The following is a 13222-nucleotide window of genomic DNA, read 5'->3' as shown; positions in this document are numbered from 1 at the left end:
GATGCCATTGGTCTTGAAGAATGCGTCTCATTTCCGCAAAACCAATCTTGCTTTGCGCGACCATCGTGTCTTCGTAGTGAAGACCGAACCCGTTGAACCCCGCGCGCGCTGCCCCTTCCCTGCCTTTGAATTGGAATGGAGTGACCTCAGCAGGCCCCCAGCGGGTAAACGTGCCCCGAAAGCGCGAAATACGAGATCAGAAGCTCTACGTCATTAGCCACGGCACTATCCTCGCGCGTTCAAGCGGTGAAGTAAGGTATGGCAGCCCACAGGCCACCGGTTGCCATTCTGATATCATGGCACTCGCTGACATAAAGTGGGCGCCCCACGAAACCGTTTTGCCTATTGGAGGCCCGGACCAACTTCGAAAATGGCCGCGCGGCCCTTCATTCGATTGGCGGCGCATCCGGCGCAATGTTGTTGTCGGCACGGCACGCGGCATAAAGAGCGCTAGCCGATGCGCGGTCTCGAACGTAAGCGGCATTTCCGCGACGATATCCATCCTCTTTGAGCGACGGTGAATGACGATCGCTCGATCGTGCTGATCCGCATTCCAGAAAACAGCATAAAGATTGTACCTTCTAATGAATCCGACAAACGTGCCTTTGATGTTTTCAGACCCAAGGACGAGGCCGCCGGCCGCCTTCGATTGGGCCGGCTCCTGGACCGTCTTGACCATCTCGTCGAAAATGATCGCGCTCGGTTCCGCCCTCTTCCATGATTTTTTATCCGGAGTGGCAAGAGCACCGAGCGTTGGCGCGCAGCTCGGAAACCATCCGCCTCGCTGCCGTCAGCCAGATGGAGCATGGGGCAATGGAGACGGTGCCGCCATTTGAGAAGAGCCGCGAAATGCGATCGCGCAAGTTCGCCACGGCAGCGCCGCCGGGATAGCCGCGCCAGTCGCCAATCGGCCCGTCATCCTTGACGTGGATTTCGCTGTGGTCGCTGTGACGAAAGCGGCCGACGAAGTCCGATTTGTTTTCGTTCTTCGCCGGCTTCTGATTCATTCGGCTGGACTGTGCAATTGAGCCACCCCGGGTTTGCCGCAGCCCATTTGCTTTAACTTACGCCGCCATGATGACTTGAATTCGTTGGAGCGCTGCAAGGCAAACGCGTGAATGAGGCGGCAGATTTATCTATGCCCTTCCATAGCGAGCCGCAGCGACTTCGGGATGCGCTGCGCCTTTCCAGCTGAGATAAACGCTACCCGTACACGTGCTGTGACCAGGAGATCGTCGCCACGCCTGCATTCCTGCAGCAAGGCAATCGACGCGCCCCTCACCTCTTGCGGGACTGTGACGACGTCAAGAATGTCATCCAAGACCGCCGGTTTTAGAAAATCGATCGTCATCGAGCGCACAACGAAGGCAACACCGGGCGCATCGTTCTTGGCTTCTTTGAGTAATGCTTGCTGATTCGTTCCGAGCAGGCGCAAGTAGTTCGTTCTGCCGCGTTCCATGAAGCGCAAGAAATTTGCGTGATAAACAATCTGGCCGGAGTCGGTATCTTCGAAATAGACCCGGATCTGCATATGATGGCGGCCGTCGCGAATTTCGCCATCAAGAGAGGCTCTCACGGTGTGGTCCCCTTGCTGCCCTTTTGGGACCCATTGTCTCGCACAAAGGCGCGTTCCAGAGCAAGCGCCGAGGGGCTTTGGCTTTGTTCGCGCAGTCGGAGCTCCGGCGCACCGCCGCGTGGGTGCTGCGCGTGCCCTCAACAGATCAACAACTTAGTAGCTCGGCCTGATCTTCGGGGTGATGACGAACTGCCCTTTTGGCCCGCGATTTGCCTGCCGGTGTGGCGCTGGCACGTCAGTGTTGGATACTAGGGAGGTCCGCTTGGATACTAGAGAGGTCCGCCAGAACTTAGCGGTATTCACGATGGCTGCTGGAGCTCGGGTCGATCAAGAAGCTACTTGTAAGAGGATTGGCGGATGCGAAACAATCGACGATCACACGGACTGTGGGTGCTGACTGCGCCACCAGCGCCACAAACTGCTCCACTTACTGATGAAATTGCAGCGGATATCGTCGTGATTGGCGGTGGATATACCGGGCTGTCGGCGGCCCTTCATCTAGCTGAAGGTGGAGCGCGTGTTGCGCTTTTGGAGGCGTCTGAAATAGGATTCGGCGGGTCCGGGCGGAACGTCGGACTCGTGAATGCGGGCATGTGGCTCATGCCCGAGTTGCTTCCGGCCGCGCTCCGCGCGCCTTTTGGAGAACGGTTACTTGAACAGCTCGGCCGCGGACCGCAGACGGTATTCGAGCTCATCGAAAAGCACCACATCGAATGTGAAGTCGAACGTGCCGGCACCTTGCATTGTGCGGTCGGACGTAAGGGCTTGGAGGAGGTTGAGGCCCGTGCCGAACAGTGGCAGAAGCGTGGAGCGCCCGTCCTGGTGCTAAATGCGGAGGCAACACGCAGCAAAGTAGGCGGTGGCGACTACACCGGCGCGCTGCTCGATAAGCGCGCCGGCACCATACAGCCATTGGCTTATGTGCGAGGGTTAGCGCGGGCCGCGCTTGCGATGGGAGCCAGGATATTTACGCATAGTGAGGCCGTCATGGCGCAACAGAATGGTTTCCGCTGGAGAGTCGGCACCGAAAGCGGATCTGTAGAGGCCGACTGGGTGGTCGTCGCGACGGATGCTTATAGCAAGGGACTTTGGTCTGAGGTACGGCAGGAACAGATTCAACTGCCCTATTTCAACTTTGGCACGCCATGTCTGCCCGATGATCTGAGAAAGTCGATCCTGCCTGAGCGGCAGGGTGTGTGGGACACTCGAGAAGTCCTCTCTTCGTTTCGTCTCGATCGCTCCGGGCGACTCGTGTTTGGCAGTGTTGGTGCGCTTGAGGGGATTGGGCGATCTATTCACCGCGCTTGGGACCAAAGATCGTTGCACAAGCTTTTTCCAGGACTTCGGGGCGTCCAGTTTGAAACCGGCTGGTTTGGCATGATTGGAATGACCTCCGACAACTTGCCCCGGCTTCACAAGCTGGACCGCAAAGTCATCGGTTTCAGTGGCTATAACGGCCGCGGAATCGCACCAGGCACTGTGTTTGGCAGTGTTTTGGCTTCGTATGTATTGGGGCAGATCGCGGAGAACGACCTGCCGTTGCCGGTCACCGCCGTTGAAGCCCAGCGCTTTCGTGCAGCGCAGGAGGCGTTTTATACGGCGGGCTCCCAGCTTGTTCACCTGATGGATTCCTGGTTCTGATCACCCCAGCAACCCGGTTGGCTTCACAAGCTGCCCTCGCTCGAAGCATGCCGGTCCTCGTGATGTTGTTATGATGTGTTCAAGGGCGCCGTCATGGAACTTAGCATACCTCGGGTAGACAATCGGATGGTGAAAACGACGAGCTTGCGACGGGTGACGTTCATGACTCGAGCTGTCGGTTCTCCGCCGAATGCCAGTCCGCACCGTGGAGGCGGATCATCTCCCCGACGGATCGCTCGATGAAGACGCGCTCAACGCAAAAGCCGGCAGTGACCGAAGCCGCACTTTAAAAGGGTTTCTCGATATCGCGAGACACCAGCGCGAAGGCCCACCCCAAACTGGAAGCGCTCATGAGTTGCCGTCACGGCGGTCGAAAGGGAAGCGCCAGCCTGTGAGGCGAGTTCTGCGTCATTTCGTTTCGCTGAACCCGTCTGGAAACTCCCTTATGATGGACAGGGCAACTTCGCCTCGCTGCTTTATCCCGGCATCGTAGCGCTAGATGCCAGCGCGGCTTTCTGTTGGGGTGTCATAATTAATCCATGCGCCGAGCGCGTGCGGTGCGCGGCGAAATCTCTTCCGAATAATGAGGTTGTCCACAGGAAGCTGTGAATAGCCGGCATAAGGTTCCGCTATTTGCGGTTGCACGCCGGGAAACGTGTTCCACTGCTCGTAACGAATCGGGGAGAACCGCCAGCTTGCGACTGGCGGCCCCGATTGCCCGCGCAACGCTGCGGACTGCGGGCCAAACGCCGATGTTAGCAGCAACAGCATTACATTCGGTAAGCCCCGAGAGGTCAAGTCCGGCTTTACTCTAGTGACAGAAGTCGAATGGCTACAAATAAGAACGCCAACTACCTACCGCAATCTAACAGCGACTGTTTCGATCAGGATCAGGGGCCGGGAGTCGCGGCTCCCTTTGCCGCTCTCTACCGATGCACGGGCTGTCATCGCGAAATCGGAATTGCAGCAGGCCACACATTGCCTCCGCAAAGCAATCATGCGCATACGTCAGCACAAGCACCATTCGATGGCGTCTGATCGTATGGGCAGATCACAATCCGAAGTGAGCAACCGACAACAGCGGAAGTCCGGTTCAGCCGGGCTTCTACACTCTTGTTTGGAGATGCCCATTCAGGCGAGAGTACTTGAGAATGAGCTAGAAGTATTTCGCGGCCGGGTCTTCAGCATCTTCCACTTCCGGCATCATTACTTTCGATGCATCGGACAGCGAGCCGCCAATGGAATTCAGCATCATTCTGAGAAGATTCAGAGCTTTCGCAAACGTCTTCGCCTCCGATTTGCCGCGCAACCAGCCCACTTGCCATTGCCACTAGCGTCCGGTGGCTCCGGGTTGAACCATCGAAGGTCATCAGACAGCGTTCGCCGCGCCTCGCGCTCGTGCGGTTTGCCTAAGCATTTCGGCGGTTCGCCTAACGCACCCAAGCCGTTTGGCTCTTCGCGGCCCGAAAATCGTTTTGGATTCTTGCGAGTGCGGCCGGTCGCCCGGGCTTTGCTGAGAGGAACGCATGCGCGTGCCATTGAAATTCATTCCTTTATATAAATTGGGTATGGGGACTCCATTTGCAGCTGTGCGCGTGAACGACCCGGTCTGTGTTTGGGTTGGCCGTTCTGTGCCTTTCGAGATGCCCTACCCATGTGGAACCACGCGAGCGCGACAAAGATTGCAATCAGGTGCATGCTCCGAACAAACATCTTCTCGGAAGCAACGGCAATACGGGCAACGGCGATGGATGAAGTTACGATGCTCAACGCGGAGTTAGATCGCTGCAAGGCTGAGCTGAGGGACCTTAACGCGAAGATGAGCTCAATTTCCTGCACGCAGCCGGTGGACATGACCGCAGTCGAGGACGTGGCGAGGCGAATTCGCCAAATTGCCGAGCGGGTCGAAGTCTTGACGCGCACCATCCTCCACGGTCCACAAGCCGGAACACAATAAGGCTGCCAGGAGCGCTGCCGGGCGGCCAGTTACAAAGCTAACCCGGCAGAGAGATGCCCAGGTTAGATCATATTTCTAAGCCTTGCGTGTTCTTGCAGCAGCTCAACTTCTTCTGTCTGAGCCCCTGTTGCTTTCGTCAACTGTCGGCCACCTAATCTTGCGAAGCGATTCGCGATCACCGTAGGTCGCAGGAACGTGCGCTTTTAGATGACGTAACGTGCGCGACACGCGATGCAGCTTCTGCGCTGCTACGGTCGAAAATGTCTTAAGCGGGCAGATATTCTGGCGGGAATTGTGCGAGGGCTTTAGCCTCTTCGCCCTGCCCGTGCGTTGGATGTAACCGTTGACATAAGTGCGATGGCAAGGGCCGCGTCCCCAAGCCGGATGATGAGCGGACCTGAGGCGCATTCAGCGAAGCTCGAGTCTGCCAAGGACCGCGAGTGCTCGCCACGAAAGATCGCTTCGCGGTCCTCAAATCGCGTGTTGCTCAGGCAGTCGCCTGCCGAAGCCCGACTTCCCCATGCCAACCGGAGCGTCTTCAGCGCAAAGGCCCCGTCTCCATGGAGCGCCGCCCGCGAACACTTGCGAATGGCGCCTCCTTCATACTCAACATTTCGCGTTGTCGTGTTCAGCCGTATCCGGCTGAAGACGTTAATGTCGGAGACCAGACACTAACGCGCGAGTATTCCGTCGCCTGAGCCGAAGAACATGGTTTTGCCCTCTTCAAGCGGGGCTCGCAAATGGCTTTGGTGGCACGTGGATTGCTGGGACACCGAAAAGAGCCCGTACGATCATGACGGCCTCGCAGTCGCCGGCCCAGGAGTCCAAATGAAACTTGCTCGATTGATCGCGGGCGTCAATCATCTCCATTCTCGCCAGCATTTCAACTCATCTAGTGTGTCGATGCCCATGCCGTAGTAGTTAGGTGCTACTATACGTGGCGAACGACGTGGCACCCGCACGGAATCTATGCTTAAGGTCAGATCATGAAACCGGTTCTCGTCTTCGATTGGAATGGAACGTTGCTCGATGATGCATACGCACTGCTCGAAACCACCAATGCAATTCTAGATCGCTTTGGTCGTACAACGATCGACATGAAGACGCTTCGGGAACATTGCGACGTTCCGCTGTCTCTTCTTTATCGCAGCCTCGGACTATCGCGAGACGAGCTTGCGACGGTGGATCGCGATGGGAGTGCAATGTTTCACGACGCCTATGAGGCTCTTGCGGGCAGAGCCGATCTACGCGAGGGCGCGCGCAGAGTCTTGGAGTTGGCGCGCCGAGAAGGGGCTTCGTCCATCATCGTGAGCAACCATATAGTCGACCCTCTGCGCTACCAATTGAGAAGACTTGGAATCAATGACTGCATCGACGATGTGCTCGCGTTCGAAAGCCGCGACACGCAATACAAATCGACAAGCAAAGGAGAGCGACTTCGTCTATACATGCAGAAGAACAACTTGAAACCAGCGTCAACTTTCATCATCGGCGATATGCCGATCGAAACGGATATTGCACGGAATCTCGGACTGATAAGTATAGCCATTACCGGGGGATTTGTTTCCGAGGCGCGCCTGCAAGCGGCGCATCCAGACTACACGATTAACAACCTTCATGAGCTGTTGCCAATCTTACGAAGCTACGGTTTTTTTGGAATGCACAAATCATGATCGGCGAAGATCACCGCACAGCGTCTGTAAAACCTTGATCATGTCGTCCATGTTGAACGAGTTTATCTCGGCGATTCGAACTCCGCCTTCGACATCGCACGCGTCGCATGGCTCAACTCAGTCGCGAGTCCAGCATCTGCAATACCGAACCCGTAATCGGGTACCTGCCGCACTCGCGGCATTCCAGGCACCTGTAGTCGTCACCGGTGGACTGCTCGAGGCTTGACGATGCCAGATCGAACAATAACCCATCTCTCACCCACACATTGCCGCTCTTACGACCTCAGCGATCCCAGATAGTCGAGCGTGTTGGCAAGCGTCACATTGTAGAATCGGAGAGCAACTTCACCCCGGGCGTCGAACGCTGACCCCAGCTATTCCATCGCAAGTCAGTACTGGTCTGGACGAAATCAGCAGTAGGCCGGGGTCATGGTTGGACGCTGACGGGGCCAGTTGGGCATCCGGAACTCCGCAACCGTAACAGCACCAGCGCTCGTGCCGCACGGTACGCCAAAGGCACCGGTTCGGTTTGACGCGCGGGTCGCGCTGCCGGATGGAGATGCGCTTCGCCGCTGCTGGCGGACATAGTCCAATTCGCTCCCACACCCCCTACCCAGGGGACCTGTTCGTGTGCGCCACAGGCGAGTCAACGACCTGACTTTCTGAGCCGCTGGGAGAACTCGGCGGCTGCTCCTCAAGATGCATGCGCTCGCGCGCGTTCGCGGGCTTCGCGGCGACGCTGGAAGCGCTCGCGTCAGCGGTTCGCTCGTTCCGAGGGCTGGGCACCGATGGCACCGGCCCGGCCGTTTCGACTGGGACCTTCTCCGTCGGCTCGTCTTGGCCTCGGCGCGCCTCCATGGTCTCGAGCACAACTCGCCCTCTCACCGTGATTCTCCAACCGCCGTTTTGGCGCTCAACGAGGCCGTCCGAAAAAATGTCCAGCCCGGGAACGCGCGCGGCCAGCCGTTTGGTGCGCTCGGCCCATTCCGGGCCGCTGGTCGCGAGGATTGCCATGTCCCGCTTGAGGTCCGCCATCACGGCAAATCCTTGGGGGTAACTCACCAGGATCTTCAAGACTGTGACCTGGAAGTTCACTCCGCACCTCGCCCGATCAACGCCACATGATCGACGCTCGGGCCAGGGCTTTACGCCCTATATGCCGCAGCAGCTTCGGCGTTGTTTCGTCGGTCTTTGCGGCTTCGACGATCTCGGAGGCCAAACCAGCGCCGCTCCCCTTGCGCGGAAGCGTCTGGCAGACCTCGTCAAGTACCGCTTGCGATAGAGCGGTCGTGGGGTGTTCAAACATGGACGCCTATCCTACCGTAAGTCTTTCGACCTTGGGATTCCCGCAGTTGAGGTAAACTCTGCCGCGTTGCGCACGAGGGCTCGCGCTCTACTGATGTACCGCGGTCTTGATTCTGATCGATGCGGACTCAAATTGGTAGGCCGAGCTGCAGCTCGGCCTACGGTTCGCCCTGGCGTGAAGACAAGAAGGCGGATCGGCTTTGGAGCGGGTATCTCGTTTGAAGGAAGACGAGCGACAAGTTTCGAGCTCGCAGCGGCTCGAAATCGGGACGCGTCCGGTCCTGCTCCGCGTGATGATCTCGAGATCGTTGAACCTGCCCCTCAGTTTAACCGTCCGGCCCCGCGAACCTTTGTCCTCGCAGTGCATCCAGACCTTCTCGATGAGCGGCTGTGCCTTCCTGACAACGGGGGGGACGCCGGGGTGTCGACACCCAGTCAAGGCGATGCCGGTGATCTTGACGACGCGGCGCCGCGTGCAACCGCCCGCAACTGACTGGAAAGCGCACACAGCAAATATCAGTCTCCTCACACCGGCGTCGGACTTGAACGCTTCCCCGATGGTAGCAAGCGAACTTTCTACGTGGCCACCCCGCGCCGCAACAATGTGACGAATTCATTTGCATATCCGTCACGTGCAGCTGCCTGCATCAGCCGAGCGACTCGGTCGTAAGCTCGTCGTGCAGCAGATGTTCGCGATTGAACATGAGAGGCCTCCATCATCATTCAACATTCCGCGTTTGTCGTGTTCAGCCGTGTCCGGCTGAAGACGTTAATGTCGGGGACCAGACACTGAGGCGCGAGTATCCCGCCGTTGGCGCCGAAGAACATGGTTTTGCCCTCTTCAAGCGAGGCTCGCAAGCGGCTTTGGTGGCACGTGGATTGCTGGGACACCCCAAAGATTCTGTACGACCATGACGGCCTTGCTGTCGCTGACCCAGGAGTTCAAATGAAGCTTGCTCGATTGATCGAAAATGCCATGGACATTGCGCTGTTGCCTACGTCCGGCTTAAAGCTTTGCCGCGTTGCCCCGCGGGTGGCTATCTCCGAGGTCGAGCACCATTTTCTCGAGGAGTATTCGCACCCTCTGCGCCTGAAGTCTTCCTCGGTGCCGTTTAGCAACGCCCGAGGGGGCATTCGCGTGGGCCACGGCATCTGTCTTCCTCGCCGAACCATAATCGACCCTCGCGTGTAGCCGAGCGGATGGCGGCCCGTGTTCTGATCTACGGTGGTTGCCTCGAGGGGGAGCCGACAACCCCGCGCCTTTTATCGAAACGCATGGCTACGGTATCGAGCCCGAGCTGAAGAGCGGAATGTGAAGCGAGGGACGGAGGTGCCATCGCCCCTTGCTTCACACGAAAGCTAGAGGAGTTCAACAAAATGCGCGCCCCGACCTATTCCGAAGCCTTGGAATTCGCGATCGACCGATCCTACGACATTAACCTCGACATGTTGAGGTCACGGAATTTGCACCTTGACACGCACAACGATTATCTCGTCGGCACATATCCGCCTCTCAAGGCAATGGGCGATCTAGATGCCGAAAACTTGTTGCTTCAGGTTACGCCGTCAATTGATCTCTACTTTCACGTCCCCTTCTGTGATCAGCATTGCACCTTTTGCCACTTCGCCAAAGAAATCCATCCATCTCCCGAGCGAGTGGAGCGCTATCTGGCGGCCTTAGATAAAGAGATGAGTTGGTCGGACGCGGCACTGGCTGACAGAGCTGTTGAGACTGCTTTCTTCGGAGGCGGTACCCCCTCGTTCCTGACCAACAGTCAACTCAAAACGCTATTTGGTATGATTGGCCGGCGCTTTGATCTGTCTAAGTCGGAGGTGAGCTTCGAATTACATCCCTCTCTTGCAAAGCAAGTGGATGCTGCAGATCGCATATCGACACTGCTCAGATCCGGCGTAAACCGCTTTGTATTGGGCGTTCAGAGTCTAGATCCGAGCATTTTACGCATACTAAACCGCGGACACCGCGTGGACGAGGTAGTACAACTCGTAAGATTGCTGAATGAGATGGGCGTTGAGAATCTCTCGCTCGACCTCATGTATGGATTGCCGCAGCAAACGCTCCGTAGCTGGTACGACTCACTCATCGGCTTACTAGATTTGGGGATAGAGAAGTTCAATGTATTCCCCTTGATGTTCAAATCTACAGACCCCGTGGCCCGCCATTTGGCTCAGGGACGATATCAATTCGCCGGGGCTAAGGAGCGCATTATCATGCATTTTATGGCCGAGCACATCCTCACGACACTGGGCTATCGTCACGGGCCGATTTTCTACTGGAGTAAGCAGTCGCAGCCACACTCGGTTCAACAGCGCCGCAAATACGATTCCTGGAACGACAATAATCTGGTTCCGTTTGGGGTTGCCGGATTTGGCTACATGAGCCAGTGCCAGTTCTATAACGAGGCAGATTTAGATCGTTACCTATATAGGGTCGAGGCTGGCGAGAAGCCAGTGTGGAAGGGTGTTGTCCTGTCGCAAGATGATCTCATGCGCAGAACAGTAATGTTTGCCCTGCGAAGCAGTGGAGTGTCGCTCTCCCGCTTCGAGCGGGAGTTTGGGGTGTCGATTGACAAATGCTTTGGCCGCGAGCTGGAAAAGTTGAATGAGGCAGGCCTCATCTGCATTTCAAATGACGGCCTGCTTTCGTTAACTGCCGCCGGCACCATCAATTCGGGCGCGGTATCGCTGCTATTCTTCTCGAACAATATACTTGAGCAGGTCGCGTATAACGACAGTAGGATAGCAGACAAACGAACTGATCTGCTCGAAAAGCATGATTACTCACCGGCCGCTCGATACGGATCAAGTACCGAAATGCAAGTTGCATTTCGATGAAGCCGCGGGCGGGCTCGTTTATGGTCACTCCTTTTTCCATTTCCACTCCGCAAAGCTCGCCTTGCGAAGGGCACGACATATTTTTGCATCTGGCCGATAGTATTGATCGGCGGCAGCGAGAACGTCCGCTTGGGCTGGTCAGCAATTTTGTCACCGATGAACTGCCGCACTGCATTGCGGAAATCAAATGCAGTGAACGACCAGATGAAGCGGTTAAGGCGCTTGGACGCAGCGTCCACGCGATGATCGCCGCGAGTGACTATGATGCGTTGCTGCGAAGTCTTCCGCAGTCCGACTTCGAGATCGCTAAGACAGATATCCAATATCTCGTAAATTGTGCTTATCAGATGTCTGCGTTTGCCGGCCTTCACCCCCTGGACGCCGAGCTGACGGTGGGAGAGGCACTGAGCCGCCTTGCGCGATCAAGTTGTGACCGGCAACCCGGCATCGAGGTCCTCTCCTATGAAGATATGATCCTTACTAATCCGTTGCAGAACGATCCACGCGTATACTGCCTCGGCGCGGCCGGGGTCGAGGAACGAGATTTTTGCTTAGGCCATCAGATCATCGAGAGCGAATTGCAATCAGCAATGGACGCTCTCCTTGACTTGCGTGATGCGGCCGAGGTGGATGCGGGGCAATGTCTTGCGCTTTGCTTGGCGCGCCTTGAGTCAGCAAACTATATTCTGACGCGCTTTTATGAACATATGTCACCGGACCTATTTGGCCAATTTCGTGTGTTTTACGGAAAAAATCCTTACAAGAATACGCTTGGTCCAAGCGGCCGCTTCTCGGCCCGGATCGTGGCAGTGTCGGTGCTACTACTAGGTGAAGAACTCTTCCACCAGAAACCGCAATTCTATAGTGATCTATATCGGCTTTCCGAATATTATCCGCAGAGGTGCATTCACGAGGTATTCCGCTGGCTCTCGTCAGACAACGGGAGTGCACCGATCAAGCCGAGTTGGCTAGAAGGGAAAGCGGAGTTTCCCAGGCTTGCGACGATTTCGCCAGTAGTGGAGCATCACGGCGACGAAATCGGAAGGCTGCGCGCGTCCTGCATTTGTGCGCTGGATCGGTTTACCCTGATGCACCGAAGTACGGCGTTAAAATATACCGTCGAGCCGGGTCGTCCAATCGTCGGCGTTGAGGTATCGGAGAATGTTGAGGCTGTCCTTTCTCAGCGACTGTTGACAGAGGCGGGTCGGTAAGCTGACGGTGGCCCTGCTTGGCTAAACAGAAACGATGCCATAGGCGCGGTGTTCGACGCCCGTCGAGAGGTGATAATCGATGTCTCAAGACGAACTGATCGTTCGTCGGTTCGAGTCCGGGGATAGCGATGGTGTATGGCATCTGCACAGAAGCGCATCGCAGCATGTTGGTGTGTGTGGCCCGGAAGGGACGTGGGAGGATGATTTACGCAGTATCGGCGCAGTATACATCGGGTCGGGCGGAGACTTCGTAGTTGCCTATATTGGTCCCCAACTCGCTGCCATGGGTGGGCTGAAACGTGTCGATGACGATGTCGCAGAAGTTAAACGTATGCGAGTCGATCCCGACTTTCAGCGACGAGGGCTTGGAAGGAGGGTTCTTCGTGAATTGGAGTCGCGAGCTGTTGCTCTCGGTGTCAAGTGGATAATGCTCGACACAACAACGATCCAAGCAGGGGCTCAGAGACTTTACGAGACCGCTGGCTATGTTCGCCGCAAGGAAGGGACGTTGCACGGATATGCAGTGATCTTTTACGAGAAGCGGCTCATTGGCCAGGACGACCCCACATGAGCAAATGATGCGGATATTCGAATGAAGCTCTACGGACCGCTCAGATAAAATCGTCACATCCCGCGAAGACCCCCTTTCAACAGTCCCGCGAGATCTGGGGCCGGAATGAATCGTGTCACTGTAGCTGACGAGGACTAAAGATTTCGCAACCGACAGCCCTCGAACGCACGCCCAAACTCACACCTGCCTGAATCAGCGTTGAGCTCAAAAGAGAGCTGGAGCGGTGCGCCCGCGACTTATCGGCATCCGAGATCAGCTGGAACAGCTCAACGCGTCGACCTTGCCGCGGCACCGAAGCGCGTATCACTTATCAGCCCCCAGTCTTCCAGCAGACAAGACCTGCTCAAGGCCAATCTGTCGGCACGGCGCTCGGTCGGACAATGAGTAATCGGCTGCCAGCGGCTCCAAGTTACGAGCGTCTGTGTAGCGCGTCGA

The 13222-nt window shown here is 56.7% G+C and carries 13 protein-coding genes; 7 read left to right on the top strand and 6 right to left on the bottom strand.

The window, feature by feature from the left end; genetic code table 11:
- Window positions 1-517: 517 nt before the first annotated feature.
- Entirely contained in the window at window positions 518-721 is a 204-nt protein-coding gene (locus tag ACVIN2_RS27505) for a hypothetical protein (protein ID WP_456767972.1), read from the top strand.
- 4 nt (window positions 722-725) lie between these two features.
- Here the strand turns inward: ACVIN2_RS27505 and ACVIN2_RS27500 are convergent, their stop codons facing one another.
- Both ACVIN2_RS27500 and ybgC read right to left on the bottom strand, forming a co-directional pair.
- Window positions 726-1007: a hypothetical protein gene (locus ACVIN2_RS27500; RefSeq protein ID WP_456767971.1), complete on the bottom strand. Its 282-nt coding sequence runs from the start codon at window positions 1005-1007 to the stop codon at window positions 726-728.
- Between the two features lie 125 nt (window positions 1008-1132).
- Complete coding sequence (gene ybgC, locus ACVIN2_RS27495) at window positions 1133-1576, bottom strand: tol-pal system-associated acyl-CoA thioesterase (protein ID WP_007596415.1); 444 nt, start codon at window positions 1574-1576, stop codon at window positions 1133-1135.
- Between the two features lie 357 nt (window positions 1577-1933).
- Between ybgC and ACVIN2_RS27490 the strand changes: the two genes are divergently transcribed.
- Window positions 1934-3217 carry an NAD(P)/FAD-dependent oxidoreductase gene (locus ACVIN2_RS27490; RefSeq protein WP_456767970.1) on the top strand — a complete coding sequence of 428 codons (1284 nt, stop codon included), beginning with the start codon at window positions 1934-1936 and terminating at the stop codon, window positions 3215-3217.
- 1156 nt (window positions 3218-4373) lie between these two features.
- Here the strand turns inward: ACVIN2_RS27490 and ACVIN2_RS27485 are convergent.
- Window positions 4374-4535, bottom strand: a complete 162-nt coding sequence (locus tag ACVIN2_RS27485) for a hypothetical protein (RefSeq protein ID WP_157158605.1) — start codon at window positions 4533-4535, stop codon at window positions 4374-4376.
- Window positions 4536-4964: 429 nt separating this feature from the next.
- Between ACVIN2_RS27485 and ACVIN2_RS27480 the strand changes: the two genes are divergently transcribed.
- A complete protein-coding gene (locus tag ACVIN2_RS27480) occupies window positions 4965-5174 on the top strand; it encodes a hypothetical protein (protein WP_456767969.1) in 210 nt (69 codons plus the stop codon).
- 986 nt (window positions 5175-6160) lie between these two features.
- A complete protein-coding gene (locus ACVIN2_RS27475) occupies window positions 6161-6847 on the top strand; it encodes an HAD family hydrolase (protein WP_007596419.1) in 687 nt (228 codons plus the stop codon).
- 609 nt (window positions 6848-7456) lie between these two features.
- Here ACVIN2_RS27475 and ACVIN2_RS27470 read toward each other — a convergent pair.
- From ACVIN2_RS27470 to ACVIN2_RS27460, 3 genes are all read right to left on the bottom strand, one after another.
- Window positions 7457-7942 (bottom strand): hypothetical protein, encoded by a 486-nt coding sequence (locus tag ACVIN2_RS27470; protein ID WP_219683516.1) that lies wholly within the window; start codon window positions 7940-7942, stop codon window positions 7457-7459.
- A gap of 16 nt (window positions 7943-7958) precedes the next feature.
- Window positions 7959-8153 (bottom strand): hypothetical protein, encoded by a 195-nt coding sequence (locus tag ACVIN2_RS27465; protein ID WP_007596423.1) that lies wholly within the window; start codon window positions 8151-8153, stop codon window positions 7959-7961.
- A gap of 87 nt (window positions 8154-8240) precedes the next feature.
- Window positions 8241-8660, bottom strand: a complete 420-nt coding sequence (locus tag ACVIN2_RS27460; protein ID WP_425304747.1) for a DinB/UmuC family translesion DNA polymerase — start codon at window positions 8658-8660, stop codon at window positions 8241-8243.
- 869 nt (window positions 8661-9529) lie between these two features.
- Between ACVIN2_RS27460 and ACVIN2_RS27455 the strand changes: the two genes are divergently transcribed.
- From ACVIN2_RS27455 to ACVIN2_RS27445, 3 genes are all read left to right on the top strand, one after another.
- Entirely contained in the window at window positions 9530-11005 is a 1476-nt protein-coding gene (locus ACVIN2_RS27455) for a coproporphyrinogen-III oxidase family protein (protein ID WP_456767968.1), read from the top strand.
- Between the two features lie 20 nt (window positions 11006-11025).
- Complete coding sequence (locus tag ACVIN2_RS27450; RefSeq protein WP_456767967.1) at window positions 11026-12216, top strand: hypothetical protein; 1191 nt, start codon at window positions 11026-11028, stop codon at window positions 12214-12216.
- Window positions 12217-12295: 79 nt separating this feature from the next.
- A complete protein-coding gene (locus ACVIN2_RS27445) occupies window positions 12296-12787 on the top strand; it encodes a GNAT family N-acetyltransferase (RefSeq protein WP_456767966.1) in 492 nt (163 codons plus the stop codon).
- The last annotated feature ends 435 nt before the right edge of the window (window positions 12788-13222 follow it).

The sequence above is a fragment of the Bradyrhizobium sp. USDA 3650 genome, assembly GCF_054057395.1.
This window is presented reverse-complemented; position numbering and strand designations above follow the sequence as displayed.

Coding starts and splice junctions, on each gene's coding strand:
- ACVIN2_RS27500 (WP_456767971.1), bottom strand. CDS start 1,007: ATGAATCAGAAGCCGGCGAAGAACGAAAACAAATCGGACTTCGTCGGC.
- ACVIN2_RS27490 (WP_456767970.1), top strand. CDS start 1,934: ATGCGAAACAATCGACGATCACACGGACTGTGGGTGCTGACTGCGCCA.
- ACVIN2_RS27480 (WP_456767969.1), top strand. CDS start 4,965: ATGGATGAAGTTACGATGCTCAACGCGGAGTTAGATCGCTGCAAGGCT.
- ACVIN2_RS27475 (WP_007596419.1), top strand. CDS start 6,161: ATGAAACCGGTTCTCGTCTTCGATTGGAATGGAACGTTGCTCGATGAT.
- ACVIN2_RS27465 (WP_007596423.1), bottom strand. CDS start 8,153: ATGTTTGAACACCCCACGACCGCTCTATCGCAAGCGGTACTTGACGAG.
- ACVIN2_RS27455 (WP_456767968.1), top strand. CDS start 9,530: ATGCGCGCCCCGACCTATTCCGAAGCCTTGGAATTCGCGATCGACCGA.
- ACVIN2_RS27450 (WP_456767967.1), top strand. CDS start 11,026: ATGGTCACTCCTTTTTCCATTTCCACTCCGCAAAGCTCGCCTTGCGAA.
- ACVIN2_RS27445 (WP_456767966.1), top strand. CDS start 12,296: ATGTCTCAAGACGAACTGATCGTTCGTCGGTTCGAGTCCGGGGATAGC.